This window comes from Tenacibaculum geojense, from assembly GCF_042676005.1.
GTDB classification, from domain to species: Bacteria; Bacteroidota; Bacteroidia; order Flavobacteriales; family Flavobacteriaceae; genus Polaribacter; species Polaribacter geojense.
In genome coordinates, this window is sequence record NZ_JBHTJR010000037.1 from 14464 (window position 1) to 36432 (window position 21969).

At 29.6% G+C, this 21969-nt stretch carries 20 protein-coding genes; 9 read left to right on the top strand and 11 right to left on the bottom strand.

Annotated elements, in window-relative coordinates; translation table 11 throughout:
- Positions 1 to 88: 88 nt before the first annotated feature.
- Positions 89 to 1069, top strand: a complete 981-nt coding sequence (locus ACFQ1U_RS06485; RefSeq protein ID WP_386106539.1) for a PLP-dependent cysteine synthase family protein — start codon at positions 89 to 91, stop codon at positions 1067 to 1069.
- Between the two features lie 242 nt (positions 1070 to 1311).
- On the opposite strand, the gene lipA is transcribed toward ACFQ1U_RS06485, so the two are convergent.
- From lipA to ACFQ1U_RS06515, 6 genes are all read right to left on the bottom strand, one after another.
- Positions 1312 to 2187, bottom strand: a complete 876-nt coding sequence (gene lipA / locus ACFQ1U_RS06490; RefSeq protein WP_386106541.1) for a lipoyl synthase — start codon at positions 2185 to 2187, stop codon at positions 1312 to 1314.
- Positions 2188 to 2224: 37 nt separating this feature from the next.
- The gene (locus ACFQ1U_RS06495) at positions 2225 to 2692 is read right to left on the bottom strand and encodes a hypothetical protein (protein WP_386106543.1); all 468 of its coding nucleotides are present in this window, start codon (positions 2690 to 2692) and stop codon (positions 2225 to 2227) included.
- A 79-nt stretch (positions 2693 to 2771) separates the two neighbouring features.
- Positions 2772 to 3335, bottom strand: coding sequence for an RNA polymerase sigma factor (locus ACFQ1U_RS06500; RefSeq protein WP_386106545.1), 564 nt, complete (start codon positions 3333 to 3335; stop codon positions 2772 to 2774).
- A gap of 79 nt (positions 3336 to 3414) precedes the next feature.
- Entirely contained in the window at positions 3415 to 3621 is a 207-nt protein-coding gene (locus ACFQ1U_RS06505; protein ID WP_386106547.1) for a membrane or secreted protein, read from the bottom strand.
- A gap of 226 nt (positions 3622 to 3847) precedes the next feature.
- On the bottom strand, positions 3848 to 4855 hold the full coding sequence (gene murB, locus ACFQ1U_RS06510; RefSeq protein WP_386106549.1) for a UDP-N-acetylmuramate dehydrogenase: 1008 nt from the start codon (positions 4853 to 4855) through the stop codon (positions 3848 to 3850).
- A gap of 3 nt (positions 4856 to 4858) precedes the next feature.
- Positions 4859 to 6049 carry a pyridoxal phosphate-dependent aminotransferase gene (locus tag ACFQ1U_RS06515; protein ID WP_386106551.1) on the bottom strand — a complete coding sequence of 397 codons (1191 nt, stop codon included), beginning with the start codon at positions 6047 to 6049 and terminating at the stop codon, positions 4859 to 4861.
- A gap of 172 nt (positions 6050 to 6221) precedes the next feature.
- Between ACFQ1U_RS06515 and ACFQ1U_RS06520 the strand changes: the two genes are divergently transcribed.
- Entirely contained in the window at positions 6222 to 7562 is a 1341-nt protein-coding gene (locus tag ACFQ1U_RS06520) for an aspartyl protease family protein (RefSeq protein WP_386106553.1), read from the top strand.
- Positions 7563 to 7607: 45 nt separating this feature from the next.
- Here ACFQ1U_RS06520 and ACFQ1U_RS06525 read toward each other — a convergent pair whose 3' ends face one another.
- A complete protein-coding gene (locus tag ACFQ1U_RS06525) occupies positions 7608 to 8012 on the bottom strand; it encodes a DUF1573 domain-containing protein (protein ID WP_386106555.1) in 405 nt (134 codons plus the stop codon).
- A gap of 143 nt (positions 8013 to 8155) precedes the next feature.
- Between ACFQ1U_RS06525 and ACFQ1U_RS06530 the strand changes: the two genes are divergently transcribed.
- Positions 8156 to 10795, top strand: a complete 2640-nt coding sequence (locus ACFQ1U_RS06530; RefSeq protein WP_386106557.1) for a valine--tRNA ligase — start codon at positions 8156 to 8158, stop codon at positions 10793 to 10795.
- 37 nt (positions 10796 to 10832) lie between these two features.
- Here ACFQ1U_RS06530 and ACFQ1U_RS06535 read toward each other — a convergent pair whose 3' ends face one another.
- The 4 genes from ACFQ1U_RS06535 to ACFQ1U_RS06550 are packed head-to-tail and all read right to left on the bottom strand — an operon-like array spanning position 10833 to position 13708.
- The gene (locus tag ACFQ1U_RS06535) at positions 10833 to 11558 is read right to left on the bottom strand and encodes a head GIN domain-containing protein (protein WP_386106559.1); all 726 of its coding nucleotides are present in this window, start codon (positions 11556 to 11558) and stop codon (positions 10833 to 10835) included.
- Positions 11559 to 11570: 12 nt separating this feature from the next.
- A complete protein-coding gene (locus tag ACFQ1U_RS06540; RefSeq protein WP_386106561.1) occupies positions 11571 to 12647 on the bottom strand; it encodes a hypothetical protein in 1077 nt (358 codons plus the stop codon).
- Positions 12634 to 13152, bottom strand: coding sequence for a hypothetical protein (locus tag ACFQ1U_RS06545; RefSeq protein ID WP_386106563.1), 519 nt, complete (start codon positions 13150 to 13152; stop codon positions 12634 to 12636). The genes ACFQ1U_RS06540 and ACFQ1U_RS06545 overlap by 14 nt, the downstream gene beginning before the upstream one ends.
- On the bottom strand, positions 13142 to 13708 hold the full coding sequence (locus ACFQ1U_RS06550) for an RNA polymerase sigma factor (RefSeq protein ID WP_386106565.1): 567 nt from the start codon (positions 13706 to 13708) through the stop codon (positions 13142 to 13144). The genes ACFQ1U_RS06545 and ACFQ1U_RS06550 overlap by 11 nt, the downstream gene beginning before the upstream one ends.
- Positions 13709 to 13888: 180 nt before the next feature.
- On the opposite strand from ACFQ1U_RS06550, the gene ACFQ1U_RS06555 reads away from it, so the two are divergent.
- The 6 genes from ACFQ1U_RS06555 to ACFQ1U_RS06580 all read left to right on the top strand — a co-directional run bounded on the left by ACFQ1U_RS06555 (position 13889) and on the right by ACFQ1U_RS06580 (position 21932).
- A complete protein-coding gene (locus ACFQ1U_RS06555; RefSeq protein WP_386106612.1) occupies positions 13889 to 14749 on the top strand; it encodes a hydroxymethylglutaryl-CoA lyase in 861 nt (286 codons plus the stop codon).
- A 3-nt stretch (positions 14750 to 14752) separates the two neighbouring features.
- Positions 14753 to 15577 carry a hypothetical protein gene (locus ACFQ1U_RS06560; RefSeq protein ID WP_386106566.1) on the top strand — a complete coding sequence of 275 codons (825 nt, stop codon included), beginning with the start codon at positions 14753 to 14755 and terminating at the stop codon, positions 15575 to 15577.
- 143 nt (positions 15578 to 15720) lie between these two features.
- Positions 15721 to 16914 (top strand): DUF4856 domain-containing protein, encoded by a 1194-nt coding sequence (locus ACFQ1U_RS06565; protein WP_386106568.1) that lies wholly within the window; start codon positions 15721 to 15723, stop codon positions 16912 to 16914.
- Between the two features lie 101 nt (positions 16915 to 17015).
- Positions 17016 to 18125 carry an imelysin family protein gene (locus ACFQ1U_RS06570; RefSeq protein ID WP_386106570.1) on the top strand — a complete coding sequence of 370 codons (1110 nt, stop codon included), beginning with the start codon at positions 17016 to 17018 and terminating at the stop codon, positions 18123 to 18125.
- Between the two features lie 56 nt (positions 18126 to 18181).
- Positions 18182 to 19531, top strand: coding sequence for an HTTM domain-containing protein (locus ACFQ1U_RS06575; protein WP_386106572.1), 1350 nt, complete (start codon positions 18182 to 18184; stop codon positions 19529 to 19531).
- Positions 19506 to 21932, top strand: coding sequence for a TonB-dependent receptor family protein (locus ACFQ1U_RS06580; protein WP_386106574.1), 2427 nt, complete (start codon positions 19506 to 19508; stop codon positions 21930 to 21932). Before ACFQ1U_RS06575 ends, ACFQ1U_RS06580 begins: the two co-directional genes overlap by 26 nt.
- The last annotated feature ends 37 nt before the right edge of the window (positions 21933 to 21969 follow it).

Below are 21969 nucleotides of genomic sequence, written 5' to 3' on the forward strand. Positions count from 1 at the left end.
CAAAAAAATCCCGCTTTTAGCGGGATTTTTAGATTTCATACATCCTATAAATATAAACCCATTATATTTGCAGTTCAAAATTCAGCAAATGAAATACGCAAACAACATATTAGAAACTATTGGTAATACACCGTTAGTAAAAATTAACAAATTAGCAGAAGAAATTCCATGTTTAGTTTTAGCTAAATACGAAACTTTTAACCCAGGAAATTCGGTTAAAGATCGTATGGCTTTAAAAATGATTGAAGATGCTGAAGCAGATGGTAGGTTAAAACCAGGCGGAACTATTATTGAAGGAACTTCAGGAAATACTGGTATGGGATTAGCTTTGGCAGCTATTGTAAAAGGGTACAAGTGTGTATTTGTAATGGCAGATAAACAAAGTAAAGAAAAAATAGATATTTTAAAAGCTGTTGGTGCTGAAGTAGTAGTTTGTCCTACTGCTGTTGAACCAGATGATCCAAGAAGTTATTATTCTGTATCTAAACGTTTAGCTGAAGAAACTCCAAACGCTTGGTATGTAAATCAGTATGATAATCCAAGTAATGCTCAAGCTCATTATGAAAGTACAGGTCCAGAAATTTGGAAACAAACAGAAGGTAAAATTACACATTTTATAGTAGGAGTTGGTACTGGTGGAACTATTTCAGGTGTTGGTAAATACTTAAAAGAGCAAAATCCAGATGTTAAAGTTTGGGGTATAGATACGTATGGTTCTGTTTTTAAAAAATATCATGAAACAGGAGTTTTTGATGAAAATGAAATCTATCCGTATGTAACAGAAGGTATTGGTGAGGATATTTTACCAAAAAATGTAGATTTTGATATTATTGATGGATTTACTAAAGTTACAGATAAAGATGCAGCTGTTTATACACAATTATTAGCCAAAGAGGAAGGAATGTTCCTTGGAAATTCTGCCGGTGCTGCTATGAAAGGATTACTTCAGCTAAAAGATAAATTTAAGAAAGACGATGTTGTAGTTGTTTTATTCCACGATCACGGTAGTCGTTATGTTGGAAAAATGTTTAACGATGAATGGATGAAAAAAATGGGATATATAGAATAGTTTTATTTTATAATATTAAAATATTCAAAATTCAAAAGCCCGCTCATAGAGCGGGCTTTCGTTTAATCAACTAATTCAAATAATTTACACAATGAAAACAATATATATTACATTGCTATAATGTTGTGTTCAATTTACGTGCCAAAATTACAATTATTTCAATTAGATTTGCTATTAAAATGAAAAATTTACATTTTATTAACTTTTAATAGGGTTATTTTTAACAAATCCTCAATAAAAAGTTAGCTAGCATGTTTGTGTGCTTTATATGATGATCTAACTAAGGCTCCACTTTCTACATACATAAAGCCTAGTTCTAAACCAATTTCTTCATATTTTTTAAATTGTTCAGGAGTAATAAACTCTTTTACAGGTAAGTGTTTTTTTGTAGGTTGCAAGTACTGACCAATTGTAATAATATCTAAACCAACATTTCTTAAATCTTTCATGGTTTCTATTACTTCTTCTTCAGTTTCACCTAAACCTAACATAATACCAGATTTAGTTCTCATACCGTTCTCTTTTAAGTATTTTAAAACACCTAAACTACGCTCATATTTAGCCTGTATTCTAACTTCACGAGTTAATCTTCTAACGGTTTCCATATTATGTGATACCACTTCGGGGTGAACTTCTATAATTCTATCAATTAGTTTTTCATTCCCTTGAAAATCTGGAATTAAAGTTTCTAAAGTAGTATTAGGATTTGCTCTTCTAATAGCGTCCACAGTTTCTGCCCATATTATAGAACCGCCATCTTTTAAATCATCTCTATCTACAGAGGTAATTACAGCGTGCTTAATTTGCATTAACTTAATTGAGCGAGCTACTTTCTCTGGCTCATCCCATTCAACGGTTTCTGGTCTTCCTGTTTTTACACCACAAAAACCACAAGAACGTGTACAAATATTTCCTAATATCATAAAGGTAGCAGTACCTTCTCCCCAGCATTCTCCCATATTAGGACAGCTTCCACTTGTACAAATAGTATTTAACTTGTACTTATCAACTAAACCTCTAAGCTCTGTGTATTTTTTACCAACAGGTAATTTAACTCTAAGCCATTTAGGTTTTTTTACTCTTTCTTGTGTAGGTGTTATAGTTGTTGTGTTTGACATTCGTATGAATTTGAAATGCAAATTTACGAAGAATCTTTTAGAGCATCATATCAAACTCTTTTGCTTTATCAATAGCTTTTAATAAAAGTTGTTCATTACTTTTTACTAAGGTAATAACTCGCTGAATACTGTCTAATTGATCTTTAGTAGCGCTATAAAAAGTAACTCCTGTTACTTCTACATTCATATCAATACTATCAATTAAATCATTTTCACCTATTTTAAAAGCTCCGTAAATAATACCTAACCAGCTTGGTCCGCCACCATGGTAACCTAATCCTTGAAGATATTTAGCTTTAGAATCACTTTCATATACATCATGAAAATCAAATCTAAAACGTCCATTACCTTCATCTACTAATTTACCACGAGTGTTTAAACTAGCATCAGAAAAGGCGCTTTTAATGGTTTCTGATTCGGTTTGGCTGTAAGTGTTTTGTAAAAACAAAAAGGCTACAAATACTAAAAGTACTTTGATTTGGGAGGTTGAAAATCGTAGTTGCATTTTCTTGTTTGTTTATTTAGGGATTATTGTGTTTGATTTTTATGAAAAATTCAAAATCATGCGAATATATGAAATTATTTTATGATTTTTTTATTATTTCTGCCAATAGCTTTTTTGCTCTTAGCAACTTTATTTTTACGTTGTTTATAGGCTCGTTAATTTGTACGGCAATCTCTTTATAACTCAACTCTTGAAAGTATCTTAAATTAATAATTTCTTGATATTTTGGCTTTAACTGTTTGATGTCTTTCAAAAGCTTTGCCAAATTTTGTTCTGTTATAATTTTATCTTCTGGCGAAGGAGCATCATCAATAATTTTATTTACTTCATCTTGTTGAGCATTAGTAGTTTGTATTGATATAGAAGTGTTTTTTTTACGAATTAAATCAACGTGAATATTTTTAGATATAGTAATTAACCAAGTTTGAAATTGATATTGCTCATCAAAGGTTTTAATCTTATCAAATGCTTTAGAAAAAGTACGAATAGTGATGTCTTCCGCATCATTTTCATTTAAAGTTCTTTTTAATTGATAAGCATATACTAGAGGCCAATAGGTGTCTAGCAAAAAATTAAAAGAAATTTGATTGCCATTTTTAGCCTTTTGAATATGTTGAAGAAGCGTTTCTTTAGGTATTTCCAATAGATATAAAACAAAAAATTACTAATTGCTATAAAATTAACAATTAGTAATTTATAAAACGAATGTTGTTTGTTAAAAGTTATGATTGGTGTTGTGGTTCTGCACAAGTATCAAACTGGTCTGGTGTTTTTCCACAAAAACCACAAGCTTCACCTTCTTGATTTAACATTGGGTTTTGACTTGCACATGTTCCTGCAAATTTACCGTCTTTTTTTGCCCATATTTTTATAGCAATTCCAGCAACACCTAATGCTAATAATCCTATTGTAATTAAAATTAATTTCATGAAATATAATTTTGCTACAAAGATACGTAAACTTATAATTTTTAGAGTTATTGTGACTTTTAAAATAAATTAGTGTCTAACAAATAAATACCAATAATTTAATAAGATGATCTTGAATATTGTAAAAGAATTTATAGAGTTTTTAGTTAGTATTTTTGAAACTAAACCGTTAATGAGAACAATAAAAGTAAAATCGAATCATAATAACGTATTTAGAAAATAGAGGTTAAATAACATTAACCTCTATTTCTAATTCTATCTGAAAAAGCTCTAATATTTTTTGCTGAATATTTTTTGCTAGATTATATATTTCTTGACCAGTTGCATTTCCATAGTTTACCAAAACTAAGGCTTGTTTGGTGTGTACACCAGCATCACCAAAACGTTTTCCTTTAAATCCACTTTTTTCTATTAACCAACCAGCAGGTACTTTAATTTCAGTATCTGATATTGGATAAGAGGGTATTTCGGGATACTTTTCTTGAAGTGTTTTAAATAAATCTACATCAATAACTGGGTTTTTGAAAAAACTTCCGCTATTACCAATTTCATTAGGATCTGGTAGTTTTGCTTTTCTAATAGTAATAACAGCATCAGAAACAGCTTTAATAGTTGGATTGACTATTTTTTGAGCGGAAAGTTCTTGCTCAATAGCACCATAACTTGTATTTAATTGATGTTGATTTTTAGTGAGTTTAAATCCTACAGCAGTTATAATGTATTTACCTTTAGCTTTGTTTTTGAAAATTGAATTTCTGTAACCAAATTGACACTCTTTATTGGAAAAACTTACCAATTTACCACTATCAACTTCTATAGCTTCAACTTTAGTAATTACATCTTTCACCTCCACACCATATGCTCCAATATTTTGAATAGGGCAGGTACCAACATTTCCTGGAATTAAGGATAAATTTTCAATACCTCCGTAGTTTTGAGCTATTGCCCAAAGTACAAAATTATGCCAATTTTCACCCGCATTAACGGTTAAATATACAGCATTTTCGTCTTCATTATCTATAGAAATTCCTTCAATATTAATATGAACCACTAATTTGTTAATATCAGTTGTTAAAAGCATATTACTACCGCCAGAAAGAATAAAAATGTCCTTTTCTACAGTTAATAATTGTTGTAATTGATATACTGAAGTAATAGAAACAAAACGTTTGGCATTAACTTGAATACCAAACGTGTTGTAGTTTTTTAAAGATATGTTTTCTTGAATTGTCAATTTTTATTGATTGTATGCTGCTAAAGCATGTTTTAATATAGTTACCGATTTAATTAAATCTTCTTTATTTAAAACATAGGCAATTCTAACTTGATTTTTACCTTCACCAGGAGTTGAATAAAAACCACTTGCAGGAGCTACCATAACAGTTTCATTATTATAGTTGAACTTTTCTAAAATCCACTGAGCAAAATCATCTGTATTTTCAACTGGTAATTCGGCTACACAGTAAAAAGCACCTTTTGGTTCGGCAACTTTTACTCCATCTATTTTTTTTAGTTCACTGATTAATGTATTTCTTCTTTCTACATATTCTTTAGTAACATTATCAAAATAACTTTGTGGTGTGTCTAAAGCAGCTTCTGAAGCTAATAAAGCGTAGGTTGGTGGGCTTAATCTTGCTTGTGCAAATTTTATAGCAGTTTTAATAAAGTATTGGTTTTTAGAAACAATACATCCAATTCTAGCACCACACATACTATATCTTTTAGATACAGAGTCTATCATAATTGCATTTTGTTCTAAACCATCTACTTTCATAACAGAGTTATGAGTTGCACCATCGTAAACAAATTCACGATACACTTCATCAGCAATTAAAAATAAATCATGCTTTAAAACTATTTGTTTTAATTTTTCAATTTCTTCTTTAGAGTATAGATAACCAGTTGGATTTCCTGGGTTACAAATTAAAATAGCTTTGGTGTTTGCAGTGATTAACTTTTCAAAATCTTCAATTTTTGGTAACGCAAAATTACTATCTATAGATGAAATTACAGGAACAACTTTTACACCCGAAGCAATTGAAAAACCATTATAATTAGCGTAAAATGGCTCAGGAATAATAATTTCATCTCCAGGATCTGTAATACTACCAATTGTAAACAATAAAGCTTCAGATCCGCCAGTAGTTACAACTATATCGTTAGCAGAAACGTGAATGTTATTATTTGCGTAATAATTAGCTAGTTTGTTTCTATACACTTCAGAACCTTCAGATCGAGCATATGATAAAACTTCAATATCATTGTTCTTTACAGCATCTAAAGCTACTTGAGGAGTTTTAATATCTGGCTGACCAATGTTTAAATGATAAACTTTTACTCCGTTTTTTTTTGCATTTTCAGCATATGGTACCAATTTTCTAATTGGTGATTGAGGCATTGAATTTCCTTTGTTAGAAATAGAAGGCATTGTTGTAATTTTTATAGTTGTTTGAAACGCAAATTTGCAAAATATTATTCATTTAGCTAAATGAATTGGATTTAAATAGTAATGTTTTAATTTTTAAAAAGGTTAAAATTTTTAATTTATTGGCGAATAATAAAATAGAGTCGTATATTGAGTTAAAATTAAACTAGTTTTATTGAAAAATATATTTATATCCCTAATTCTTCTTTTATTTTCTTACAATATATATTCTCAAAGAGGTTTTCGTTTTTATGGAAAAGAAGATGTTAAGCAGCACGTAAAATTTAAATTGATTAACAACTTAATTGTGATTCCTTTAGAAATAAATGGCAAAGAATTATCATTTGTGTTAGATACAGGAGTCAACAAAACTATATTATTCAATTTAACAAAAAATGATAGTTTAGGTCTTAATAGTATTTCTAAAATAGAGTTAAGAGGTTTGGGAAGTGGAGAACCTGTAGAAGCCTATTTATCCAAGAATAATAGATTCAAAATAAAAAGTTTAATAAGTTCTAATCAAGATTTGTATATCATTTTAAAAGATGGGTTTAATATGTCTTCTAAAATGGGAATTACAATTCACGGAATCATAGGTTATGATTTATTAAAAAGCGTAATAGCTAAAATAAATTATAATCAAAAAGTTATAACTTTTTACAGTCCAGAAAAATACACTTACAAAAAATGTAAAAAATGTGAAGAATTTCCTCTAGAGTTTTACAGGAACAAACCTTATATAAATACCAAAATACAAATTGATACTACCAATGATAAATTAACAGATGTTAAACTTTTAATTGATTCTGGAGGAAGTGATGCTGTATGGCTATTTGAGGATACACATAAAGATATTAAAACGCCAAAAAAATATTTCTTAGATATTTTAGGGGAAGGGTTAAGCGGAACTATTTATGGTAATAGAAGTAAAATACCCAAAATTTATCTAGGTGATTTTGAAATTAAAAAACCTACTGTTTCCTTTTTAGATTCTGCTTCTACATTTAATGCAAGAAAGTTTAGAGGAAGAAATGGTAGTATTGGAGGAAATGTTTTAAAACGTTTTAAGGTTTGGATTGATTATCCTAATGAAAAGATTACATTCAAAAAAAGTTCTTCATTAAAAAAAGGATTTTATTACAATATGAGTGGTTTAACAGTGGTCTACAATGGTCAACAATTAATTAAAGAAGAAAATGCATCTAGGGTTATTGATAGTTATGGTAGTAAAAGTGAAGCATCTAATAATAAAACAGTATCATTTATTACAAGTTATAGTTATAAATTTAAATCATCATATAAGGTTGAAACTGTATTAAAAGATTCCCCTGCCGACAAAGCAGGCATTAAACCGGAAGATATTATTAGAAAAATAAATGGAAAATATGCTCATAATCTTACCTTAAATGAAATAAATGATATGTTTATAAACAAACCGAATAAAAGAATCAATATAGAGGTAGAAAGATTGGGAATGACACTAAAGTTTGAGTTTAAATTAAAAGAAAGAATATAAAAAAGCCTTGCATGTGCAAGGCTTTCTTGTTTTATATAAGGTAGTTTAGCTTTTTTCAACTACTGATTTTTCTTTAGCAGGACCAGCATTTTTAGCAACAAATCCTTTAATTTTTAACATTTTTCTCTCTTGTTTTGCATTAGAGTAAATTGTAATTGCTTTAGAAAAACCACCTGGTCTTTTAGTATCATAAGAAACCTCAATTTGTCCTTTTTCACCTGGCATAATTGGTTTTTCAGGTTTTTTAGGTACAGTACAACCACAAGTTGATTTGATATCTTTAATGATTAATGGAGCATCTCCAACATTTGTAAATTCAAAAGTACGTTTACCTTCAGATCCTATAGCTACTTTACCGTAGTCAATAGTTTCAGTGTCAAACTTAAATTCTTGGGCAGATACTGTTAATGTAATAAAACAAACTGCGATAAATGATAAAATTGTTTTCATAATTATTTTAATAAATTGTTTATTAGGGGTTACCTTGTTACAAAAATACTATTTTTTTTAGTTTTAAAAAATCAACCACTATTTTTCCATACGTCATAGATAGTTGTATTTTTGCAAAACATATTTCAAAAATGATGCCAAAAATGAACATTCCATCTAAATACAACGCACAAGAAGTAGAAAATAAATGGTATGCGTATTGGATGAAGAACAACTACTTTCATTCAGAAGTAGATAATCGAGAGCCTTATACAATTGTAATACCACCACCAAACGTTACTGGTGTTTTACACATGGGGCATATGCTTAACAATACTATACAAGATGTATTAATACGTAGAGCACGTTTGCAAGGTAAAAATGCATGTTGGATACCTGGTACCGATCACGCGTCTATTGCTACGGAAGCTAAAGTAGTTGCTAAGCTTAAAGAACAAGGCATTCAGAAAAGCGATTTAACAAGAGAAGAATTTTTAAAACATGCTTTTCAATGGAAAGATGAATATGGTGGAATTATTCTTGATCAATTAAAAAAGTTAGGAGCTTCATGTGATTGGGAAAGAACAAAGTTCACTATGGATGACGATATGAGCGAAGCTGTAATTAAGGTTTTTGTTGATTTATATAATAAAGGACTTATTTACAGAGGTTACAGAATGGTTAATTGGGATCCTGAGGCTAAAACTACTTTGTCTGATGAAGAAGTAATTTATGAAGAGCGTCAAGGGAATTTATATTATTTACAATATGATATAGTTGATTCTGATGAAAAAGTTACCATTGCTACTACACGTCCAGAAACAATTTTAGGTGATTCTGCAATTTGTATCAATCCTAATGATGATCGTTTTACCCATTTAAAGGGTAAAAAAGCCATAGTTCCATTATGCAATAGAGAAATTCCTATCATTGAAGATGAATATGTTGACGTTGAGTTTGGTACAGGATGTTTAAAAGTAACACCTGCTCACGATGAAAATGATAAAGTTTTAGGAGATAAACACAATCTGGAAGTAATTGATATTTTTAATGAAGATGCTACATTAAATTCATTTGGATTACATTACCAAGGAAAAGATAGATTTGTTGTTCGTAAAGAAATCGCAAAAGAACTTGAAGAAAAAGGGTTCTTAATAAAAACCGAACAGCATACAAATAAAGTTGGTACTTCAGAAAGAACAAAAGCCGTTATTGAGCCAAGATTATCGGATCAATGGTTTTTAAAAATGGAAGATTTAGCAAAACCAGCATTAGAAGCTGTTTTAGGTGAAGGTAGAGATGTTAAATTGTATCCTAAGAAGTTTGAAAATACCTACCGTCACTGGATGGAAAATATTCGTGATTGGAATATTTCTCGACAATTATGGTGGGGACAACAAATTCCTGCTTTCTATTTTGGTGATGGTAAAGAAGATTTTGTTGTGGCTGAAACTAAAGAAGAAGCTTTAAAATTAGCGCAAGAAAAAACTGGAAACTCATCACTTTTGGCTTCTGATTTACGTCAAGATCCAGATGTTTTAGACACTTGGTTTTCTTCTTGGTTATGGCCAATGTCGGTTTTTGATGGAATCCGTAATCCTGAAAACGAAGAAATTAAGTATTACTATCCAACAAACGATTTAGTTACAGGTCCTGATATTTTATTTTTCTGGGTAGCTAGAATGATTATTGCTGGATATGAGTATAAAGATGCTCGTCCGTTCGAAAATGTTTATTTAACAGGTTTGGTACGTGATAAGCAACGAAGAAAAATGAGTAAATCGTTAGGTAATTCACCTGATGCTTTAAAATTAATAGAAGATTATAGTGCGGATGGAGTAAGAGTAGGGCTTTTATTAAGCTCAGCAGCTGGAAACGATTTATTGTTTGATGAAGCTCTTTGTCAGCAGGGTAAAGGGTTAGGAAACAAAGTATGGAGTGCATTTTATTTAACTACACTTTGGGAAACTTCTGATAAAATAGCGCAACCAGAAGCAAGTAAAATTGCCATCGAATGGTACAAAGCAAAGTTTCAAAAAACATTAGCTGAAGTAGAAGATCATTATACTAAATACCGTTTAAGTGATGCTTTAATGGCGATGTATAAATTGATTTATGATGATTTTTGTGGTTGGTTGCTAGAGATAGTTAAACCAGGGTATCAACAACCAATTGATCTTACTACGTATAACGAAGTAATTTCGATATTTGAAGATAACTTAAAGTTATTGCATCCCTTCATGCCATTTATTACTGAAGAAATATGGCAATTAATTGCTGATAGATCACCTGAAGAGGCGCTAATTATTGCAAAGTATCCAACTATAGTAGATAGTGACGAATCGTTAATAACTGCTTTTGACTTTGCTTCAGATGTTGTTTCTGGTATTAGAACAATTCGAAAAGAGAAAAATATATCTTTTAAAGAAACTATAGCGTTATCTGTAATTAATAATGAAGAAGTGTCTACTCAATTTGATGCCGTAATTAAAAAGTTAGGTAATGTATCTGAGTTAAATTATGTGACAGAAAAAGTAGAGGGTGCTTCTTCTTACAGAGTAAAGTCTAATGAGTACTTTGTGCCTATTTCGCTTGATAATATCGATGTAGAGGCTGAAATAACAAAGTTAAATGCTGAACTAAAAAGGGCAGAAGGCTTTTTAACAGGAGTTCAAAAGAAATTATCTAATGAGCGTTTTGTAAGTAATGCTCCAGAAAATGTAATTGCTTTAGAACGTAAAAAAGAAAGTGATACATTGGCTAAAATAGAAACAATTAAAGCAAGTTTAAAAGCTTTACAATAAAAAATAAAAAACTCAGCCAATTGGCTGAGTTTTTTATTTAATCTCTTTTAATAACATCTCCAGATCCAATTGCATTGGAATCTACATATTTTGGATTTCCTTTGTAATATACACTTCCAGAACCAACTACATTTGCTTTAATTTTAGTTTTAACAGAGGTTTGAATACTTCCAGAACCAGCAATGTTAGCTTTTAAGTTATCCGCAGTTAATTCATAAGCATGAATACTTCCAGAACCTGCTATAGAACATTTAAAATCATCGGTTGAACCAGATAGCTTTATACTTCCAGATCCGCCAATATTTCCTTTTATATTACTAGCAGTTACCATTGCTTCAATATCTCCAGATCCGCCGATAGAAAATGAAGCGTTTGAGGTTTTTATTTCTTTTTTAACAACTACATTTCCAGATCCGCCTAGTGAAACTGCGCTAATTTGCTCAAAAGGTACAGTTACAATTAATCTTCTTGTTGTTTTTATATTCGTATTATTTTTAAACTTAATTTTTAGTGTTTTACCATCTACCTCAGTAATAATATATGGTAAGATATTTTCTTCTCCTTCTAAATTTACTTGACCTTCTTTTCCGTCCACTAAATAAACATCAAAAGAGCCACCAACAGTAACGTTTTCAAAAGAGTCAATAGGTCTTTTTTCGTTAATAACATTTCCATTTCCTTTAATTTTTTCTCCGCCCCACCATTGTGAACAAGCGGTAAAACAAGTTAACAATACGGTTGATAGTACTAGTAGTTTTTTCATTTTTATAGTTTTTTAATTATTAGTTTTTATTGATACGCTTCCGTAGCTTGATTTTATATTTATGTTAGATGAAGTGTTTTTGTTTCCAAAACTACCTTCGTAGTATTTTTTAGTGGTTTTTTTTATGCTTTTGTATATTTCTACTTTATCATCTGGATAATTAAAACCACCATAACCAATATTAATTATGAAGTTAAAATTATTATCAGAAGGAGTTTCTATTTTAATTCCAGCATAACTACCATCTATGGTAACATCTTCAAACCCTTTTGCAAGATTTCTTACTTTGATACTACCGTAATCTGTATTAATTTTTAAGTTTTTGTATACAGTTCCTATTTTCATTCCCGCGTAATCTGAATTTCCAGTAATATTATCAGCTTCATTAATAGTAATACTTCCATAGTCACTATTAAAATCAATGTTTTTTGTTTTACCTACTTTTAAAGTGGTGTAATCTATATTTGATTTAATTTTTTCAGAAGAGCCAATTTCTAGTTTAGAGTAATCAGCATTAACAGTTCCTGACTTCATGTATTCAATTTCTGAATTTCCACAATAATCTAATTCTATACTGTTGTAGTTGTTTAATAATTTCTCAGCATAAATATTACCATAGTCACAATTTAAATTTGCTTTTCCTTCTAAAACATCTATTTCTATATTACCATATCTATTATTTAAATCTGCATTGTTAGTTTTTGGCATATTAACGTAATAGTTAATTTTATAACTTACGTTATTACTATTTCCCCACCATGACCAATTAGATTTTATACTTTCTATTCTTGTTCTGGCTTCTACTAAGCTATTATTGCCTTCAAAATCTATGGTAATACTGTTAAGTTTATCTTCAACCTTATCAACATCACCCCCGGTTACTTTAATTTTAACAGTAATATCAATTACATTTTTATCCCAAGTAGTAACATGAACATCACCATATTTATTACTTACAAAAAAAGTTGCATTACTACTTACTTTGTATTGTTTTTTTATGGTTTTAGTTTTTTCGTGCTTCTTTTTAGTGTTAGCTATTAAGCTAAAAGACATAAAAAATAGTAAGAGTGTGTATTTAAATAATTTCATTTTGAGGTTTGTTTTGTTTAACTAATTCTAATTGTGATAGCAAGGTTTCTAAAACGGAGAGCCTTTGCTGAAAATTATGAATCATGTTTTGGATTATAGGGCTTTTATTAGAAGTGTTATTGAGGTCTTTTTGTAATAGTTTATATTGATCTTCAAGTTCTTCAATTTCTTCAAGAGCATCCTCAATTATAATTTCGGTATCTAGGTTTCTAAATTTTTCAACCTGTTTTAATTCATTACTAATGGTAGTAACAAAAAAGTCTTGAGCTTCTGCCATTTTAGGAGAAACATCGGCTAGGTCATATTGTCTTTTTTGATGAGAACTTCCTAAGTAAAATCCTAAAAATAAAATAACAGCTGCGGCAACACTCATCCATTTATAAGAAATACTAAACTTCTTTTTAGGTTGCTTTAACTTTCTTAAAAAACGTGCTTCATGCCCACTGTGTGGTTCATGAATATCAAAATCAGAATTTGCAAAAAAGGTGTCAAAATTATCTTGCATATACTTTGTTGTTTTGTTGCTGAATTAATAATGCTTGTTTTAACTTTTTCTTAGCTCTAGAAACTGTAGTTCTTACATTTTCATTGGTATATTTTAATATTTGAGCAATTTCTTCATAATCATATCCTTCAATTAAATTTAGGGTTAAAACAATTCTATAATTATCTTTTAATGTATTTATAGTTTGTAAAACAGCAGTTGTATTAAATGCACTGTAGTTTATAGGTTCATCTGAAATGGTATTGTTGGCTACTACCTCAAGTTTTACTTCATCATATTTATTATTTTTTTTGAGTTGCGTAAGGCTTTTATTAATAACTATTCTTTTTAACCATGCGCCAAAGGCAACTTCACCTTTAAATGTGTTTATTTTTGTAAATGCAGTCAAAAAAGCTTCTTGCATAATATCTTCTGCTTCAAATTCATCATTTAGAATACGATAAGAAGTATTGTACATAGCTTTGTAATAACATTTGTACACTTCTAATTGTGCACCGTTATCATGCTTTCTACATTGATCGATTAGTTGGTTTATATGTTGATTTTGGTCTTTCAAAAAAATCAATTCTATACAAAAGACTTACAAGTTACTTATTTGTGACACTTTTTTTAAAATTATTATATTTTTTAATTAAAAATGCTAATTATTACTATGTAAATTACTGGTATTTAATTGTGTATAATGTTTAACAACTTTCATTTACAAGATTTTAAAATATCTATTATATTTGGCATAATGATTGAAAGGATTAAAGTAATAGAGTGTCCTCGGGATGCAATGCAAGGAATAAAAAGTCATTTTATTCCAACAGAATCTAAAATTAGATATATAAATTCATTATTAAAAGTTGGATTTGATACCATAGATTTTGGAAGTTTTGTATCACCAAAAGCAATACCTCAAATGAAAGACACAGCTGAAGTTTTAGCAGGTTTAGATTTGAGTTCAACAATTAGTAAATTATTAGCTATTGTTGCAAATGTTAGAGGAGCTAATGATGCTTGTCAGTTTGAAGAAATTGATTATTTAGGATATCCTTTTTCTATTTCTGAGAACTTTCAAATGAGAAATACGCATAAAACAATTGCTCAATCTGTAGAAACATTGCAAGAAATTTTGTCAATAGCTTACAGAAGTAATAAAGAGGTTGTAGCGTATTTATCAATGGGATTTGGAAATCCTTATGGAGATCCTTGGAATGTGGATATAGTAGGTGAGTGGACAGAAAAACTTGCATCTATGGGTGTAAAAATTGTATCTTTGTCAGATACCATAGGAAGCTCAACCCCAGAGGTAATAAGTTATTTGTTTTCTAATTTAATACCAAAATATCCAGCTATAGAGTTTGGAGCTCATTTACATACTACACCTACTACTTGGCATGAAAAAGTAGATAGTGCTTATAAAGCAGGGTGTAAACGTTTTGACGGTGCCATTAAAGGTTTTGGTGGTTGCCCAATGGCTAAAGACGATTTAACAGGTAATATGCCTACAGAAAAATTATTATCTTATTTTACAGCCAATAAAGTTGAAACTAACATTAAGCCAATGAGTTTTGAAAGCGCATATAATAAAGCATTAGAAGTATTTTATTAAAAGATGAAAATTAAAGTTCTTATAGCATTTTTATTAACCTCCTATTTTGGAAACCCTGATATTCCTGTTCCTAAAGATAAGAATATTGGTGAGTGGCAAATTAGGAACGGGGTGCTGTTGGAATATACTAAAACACCACAAACAGATTTAGCTCAGTATAATTGGAACATATTCTACACAATTTTTCCAAAAAAGATTACTCAGAAATACATTAAGCGTTTAGTATTATTTACTGACGGAGAAGATGAAAAAACAGGAGCTTTAGGTGCTCTTAATGAAAATAACAGCGAGTGGCAACTATTAATAGATGTTACAGACGTAAACTTTAAAAGTGAAAGTGGTGAGCGTAGAGCCCAATCTATATATACGTTAGTACATGAGTTTGGTCATTTAATTACGTTAAACAATACACAAATAAAACCATCTAGAAAAGCAAACCAACAACCTAATGAACCTTATATAACTATTGAAGGAGAGGCCTTAAAAAATAGTTACATTAATTTGTTTGTTTCTGAATTTTGGACTGGTAGTTTGTTAAGTGAATGGGATACTATTCAAAAAAAATACTGTTTTACAGAATCTAAAAGATGCTTTGAAAAACTGTATGGTTTATATCAAGAAAATTATACTGATTTTCTTACAGATTATGCAGCAGAGAGTCCTGAAGAGGATATAGCTGAAAGCTGGACAGCTTTTGTTCTTCATGATAAAATTGAAGACCCAGAAACTGTTGCAGAATTGAAAATGAACTTCTTTTATCAGTTTCCTGAGTTGGTTCAGTATCGTCAAATAATACGTAAAAACTTACGTAGATACATTTATGATTAAAATAAAAGTCTGATAACTTATTGAATATCAGTTTTTAGTTTTCTTATCTTATTTTTATTTAAAATAAATCCAAATAAATTTTGTCTACCTGTATTTCTTCAATACATTTGCTGAAAATTTATTAAAATTAAATCTAAATAAAAATGAAAAGAATAGTTCTTTCAATGTTAGCGATTTCTGCGTTCGTATTTACATCATGTTCAGAAGATAATGACGAAGCTGCTGTAATTACTGCTCCTGCAACGTATAGTTTTTCAAGAAACGGATCATCTACAGTAAGTTTCTCTGGTCAAACAACTCGTATTCAAATGGCAGAAGAATTAGTAAGTTCTTTTTCTGATAATACGGTAACACAAGAGCAATTAGAATCAATGTTTGCTCATGAAGAAGGCGGAGCAGACTTTGAGAATGCTGTATTAAATGCTTCATCAAAAAATATTATTAGTAAAACTGCTGCCTCTACAGATTATTTTTCTTCAAATACTACTGAAGCAACTGCAATTAAAGCAAAGTTTAACGGATGGATTGAAGGTCAAGTGACGGAAGTGTTTCCTAATTGGGAAACTAATGCAGAAGCTGGAGTTGCTGGTCAAATTCAAGAAAATGGTGGCGGAAGTATTCGTTATGTAAATGCTAAAGGTTTAGAATACAATCAAGCATTTGCTAAATCTTTAATAGGCGCTTTAATGGTTGATCAAATGTTAAACAATTATTTAAGTACAAGTGTTTTAGATGCTCAACCAAACGTTGAAGATAATGATAACGGTACTTTATCTGGTGATGCAAATTATACTACTATGGAACATAAATGGGATGAAGCTTATGGTTACTTATATGGTACAGAAGCAAACCCAGCAATTCCTGAGTTAGGAGCAGATAACTTTTTAAATAAATACTTAAGTAGAGTAGAAAATGATGAAGACTTTGCAGGAATTGCAAATGATATCTACGAAGCTTTTAAATTAGGTAGAGCTGCTATAGTTGCTAAAGATTATGATTTAAGAGATGAACAAGCTGCAATTATAAGAACAGCAATTTCAAAAGTTATTGCAATTAGAGCCGTGTATTACTTACAAGCTGGAAAAACAAATATCGCTAACAACGACTTAGGTAGTGCTTTTCATGATTTATCTGAAGGTTACGGATTTATTCAATCATTACGTTTTACCAGAGATACTACTACAGACACTTCTTATTTTACAGGAGCTGAAGTAGATGCTTTTTTAGCAGAATTAGAGGAAGGAAATGGTTTTTGGGATGTTTCTGCTGAAACGTTAGATAACATTTCTGCTCAAATAGCTACAAAATTTGGATTTACAGTTGAAGAAGCTCTTTAATTAAATCTATTCTAAATAAAAATAATTAATTAAAAAGTAGGTATAAATCATACCTACTTTTTATATTTGCAAGGATTTTATTTAGAATAAATAGAAATAATATGTTAAAAAAAATTTTTACTTTTTTTATAGCTGGACTGGCGCTTTATGCATGTTCTAGTGCTACAGAAGGAGGAGATGTAAACTCTGATAATTTTGACAGAGAACAATTATTAAGCAATTTAGCAAACAATATAATAGTGCCTGCTTTTAATGACTTTTCTTCAAAAATTAATTCGCTACAAACAGCAGCTACTACATTTACTACAACACCAAGTCAAGAAAATTTAACAGCATTACGTTCATCTTGGTTAAATGCCTATAAAACTTGGCAACACGTTGCTATGTTTGAAATTGGAAAAGCGGAAGAGTTACAGTTTGTAAATTTTATTAATATTTATCCGTTAACCGTTCAAGATGTAGAAAATAACATAAGTAGTGGTACATATGATTTAAATAGTGCAAACAATCATGATGCACAAGGTTTTGCTGCATTAGACTATTTAATTTATGGTGTAGCGGATACAGATGCTGCTATTTTAGCAAAATACACTACAGATGCCAATGCTGATAACTACAAAGCTTATATAACAGATGTTGTAGCTAAAATGCAAGAAGTTACAACGGCAATTAATAATGATTGGAACGGAAGTTATAAAAATTCATTTATTACAGCTTCAGGAAACACTGCATCAAGTTCTTTAAATAAGTTAGTAAACGATTTTATTTTCTATTATGAGAAAAGATTAAGAGCCAACAAAGTTGGTATTCCAGCAGGAATTTTTTCTACAAATTCTCAGCCTTTACCAGAAAAAGTAGAAGCTTTTTACAATCAAAATGTATCTAAAGAATTAGCTTTTGAAGCTTATAAAGCAGTAAAAAATGTATTTCAAGGTAAAGCTTATAATACATCTTCAACAGGAGAGAGTTTTAAAACATATTTAGTTAGCTTAAACCGTAACGATATTGTAACATCTATAGAAAATCAATTAGCTACAGCAGAAACTAAATTAAATAGTTTAAACAACAACTTTTATTCTCAAGTTAATACCAATAATGCATTAATGACAGAAACGTATGATGAGTTACAAAAACTTGTTGTATTATTTAAAGTTGACATGCTACAAGCTTTTGATATTAGCGTTGATTATGTAGATGCTGATGGTGACTAATTAACAATATAATTAATATAAAGCTGCTTTAAATAAGCAGCTTTTTTACTATAATAATGTCTGTTCAAGCCTATTTATCAAAACAAATTAACTCCGCATCTTTAGCGGTTTTTCGTGTTTTATTTGGTGTTATGATGCTATTAAGTATCATAAGGTTTTGGTATAACGGTTGGATTGATAAGCTTTACATTCAACCCAAATATTTCTTTTCATTTTATGGTTTTGAATGGGCAAAACCTTTAGGTAATTATACGTACTTGCTTTTTGCTTTTTGTGGTTTGTCTGCTTTATTAATAGCTATAGGATTTAAATACAGAACGGCAATTATCTGTTTTTTCTTAAGCTTTACGTATATAGAGTTAATGGATAAAACAACGTATTTAAATCATTACTACTTTGTTAGTATTGTTAGTTTTGTTCTGATTTTTTTACCTGCAAATGTTCGTTTTTCTGTAGATGCATTTATTTCAAAAAAAGAATATAAATACATTCCTAAATGGACATTAGATACTATTAAATTACTGCTAGGTATTGTTTATTTTTATGCAGGGCTTGCAAAATTAAATTCAGATTGGTTGTTTAGAGCAATGCCATTAAAAATATGGTTGCCTTCTAAATATGATTTACCACTTGTTGGTGGAAATTTAATGCAACAAGAATGGTTTCATTACTTAATGAGTTGGAGTGGTGCAGCATATGATTTAACTATTCCGTTTTTGCTACTTTACAAAAGAACACGATTATTAGCTTTTGTTTTGGTAGTGTTTTTTCACGTATTTACCAGAGTACTTTTTCCTATTGGAATGTTTCCTTATATCATGATTGTATCTACTCTTATCTTTTTTGATACCTCTTTGCATGAAAAAATTATTAATAAGATTTCCTCAATATTTAAATTCAAAACAACAGAAACTACATCTAAATATAAGTACAGAAATAACATAGTATCTACTATAATTGCAGTATTTTTGGCAATTCAAATTTTATTGCCATGGCGTTATTTAGCATATCCTGGAGAATTGTTTTGGACAGAGGAAGGGTTCCGATTTTCATGGAGGGTTATGTTAATGGAAAAGGCTGGTTATACGAATTTTAAAATTGTAAATAAAGAGACAAATCAAGGTTTTAGCGTAAATAATAGCGAATTTTTAACCTCTTTTCAAGAAAAACAAATGAGTTTTCAGCCAGATTTTATTTTGGAATTTGCTCATTTCTTAGGAGATTATTACCAAAGTAAAGGAATTAAAAATATTGCCGTTTATGTAGATAGTTACGTGGCTCTTAATGGGAGAATGAGCACACGTTTTATTAAACCAGATGTAGATTTATACCAACAAAAAGAAAGTTTTAAACATAAAGATTGGATTTTACCTTTTACAAATGAAATTAAAATTAAAGGATTATAGTTTTTTTGCTATTTTATTGATTTATACCACACTAATCAATGCTCAAACTAAAATTAACGGAAAAGTAACTTCCGAATTAAACAAACCTTTACAAAAAGTAGAAGTTTTTGATGCTTCTGGTAATGTGTTAGCAATTACAAATGCAAACGGTTATTATCAATTTACCACTAAAAAAGAACAATTTAGTTTACTGTTTTATTTAGATGATTATGAGTTACAACAAGTATTAGTTACTCCAAAAACAACAACGTACAACATTGTATTAAACTCATTTTCTGAAAAACTATCAGAAGTTGAAATTAAAGCACAAAAAAGAAGAGTTTTTGAACTTAAAAGACTTAAAGATGTAGAAGAAACAGCTATTTATGCAGGAAAAAAAACAGAAGTAGTTTTAGTAAGTCAATCTACAGCAGCGTTAGCATCTAATAATGCTCGTCAAATTTACAGTCAAGTTGTTGGACTTAATATTTTTCAAAATGACGATGCTGGTTTACAGTTAAACATTGGAGGTAGAGGTTTAGATCCAAACAGAACATCAAATTTTAATACACGTCAAAATGGTTATGATATTAGTGCTGATGTTTTAGGTTATCCAGAAAGTTATTACTCGCCACCGGCAGAAGCTTTATCTGAAATACAAATTGTAAGAGGTGCGGCATCTTTACAATATGGAACTCAATTTGGAGGACTTGTTAATTTTATAATGAAAAAGCCAAATCCTAATAAATCATTAGAAATAATAACACGTTCTACTATTGGTAGTTATAACCTTTACACTAATTTCACAAGTATAAGCGGTACTTCAAATAAATTAAGTTATTACGGATATTACAATTACAAGCAAGGAGATGGTTTTAGACCAAACTCTGAATTTAGTTCTAAAAATGCTTTTGCACACTTAGGATTTGAAATATCAGAAAAAACCAACGCTGAGTTAGAGTTAACCTACTTAACATATTTGGCACAGCAAGCAGGCGGTTTAACCGATGCTATGTTTGAAGAAAATCCATATCAAAGTAATAGAGTAAGAAATTGGTTTCAAATAGATTGGTTGCTTTATAATTTTAAATTATCGCATCAGTTTTCTGAAAATACTAATTTTACTTTTAATTTCTTTGGTTTGGATGCTTCTAGAAAAGCTTTAGGATTTAGAACAAACAGAGTTAATCAAATAGATACTGGTAATGAAAGAGATTTGATAACCGGAGATTTTAAAAACTTTGGATTTGAAGCAAGATTATTAGATAAATATTCAATTTTTAATAAAAATGCTACTTTTTTAATTGGTACAAAATATTACAATGCTGAAAACTCATCCATTCAAGGTCCAGGTAGTAACGGGAGTGATGCTGATTTTAATTCAGCTATAGATGATTATCCAAATTATGGATCACAATCAAACTATAAAAACCCTAATCAAAACATAGCTGTTTTTGGAGAAAATATATTTTATCTGAATGATAAACTATCTATAACACCAGGAGTTCGTTTTGAATATATTAAAACGGGTAGTGATGGATTTTTTAAAAGAATAAACACAGATGGTGCAGGTAATGTAATTTTAAATGAAACAATAGCTAGTAACGAATCTAATGAGCGATCTTTTGTGTTATTTGGTTTAGGTACTAGCTATAAATCTAGTAAGTTTTTAGAGGTTTATGGTAATATATCTCAAAACTACCGTTCTGTTACTTTTTCAGACTTAAACATTGTTAACCCATCATTTATTATAAATCCTAATATTACAGATGAGAAAGGCTATACTGCAGATATTGGAGTACGAGGTAATTATGATAAATTAGTTTCTTATGATGTTGGTTTATTTGCTCTTTTTTACAATAATAGAATTGGTTTAATTACAAAAGGTCAATCTGACGGAAATACAAAACAAGAAAGAGGAAATGTTGGTGATGCACGAATTTTAGGGATAGAGAGTTTATTTGATGTTAACTTAAAACAATTATTTAAGTTTAATAATGATGTTAGCTTTAATTTTTTTATAAATACATCATTTATAAATTCAAAATATACTAGTTCAAGAGAAAATGGTGTACAAAATAATAGGGTAGAATTTGTTCCAGACTTAAACTTAAAAACAGGCGTTAAATTTGGATATAAAAACTTTCTTTCTAGCTTACAATATACCTATTTATCAGAACAGTTTACAGATGCATCAAATTCAGTTTTACCTAGTTTAAGCGGTGTAAACGGATTAATACCAGCATACAATGTTTTAGATTTATCTTTATCTTATAAATACAAGTATTTTAAATTAGAAACAGGTATTAATAACTTATTAAATGAAAAATACTTTACTAGAAGAGCAACGGGGTATCCTGGACCAGGAATTATTCCATCTGCTCCAAGAAATTGGTATACAACTTTACAAATAAAAATTTAGAATAATTCTAAATAAAAACCATTCAAAAACCTGTTAC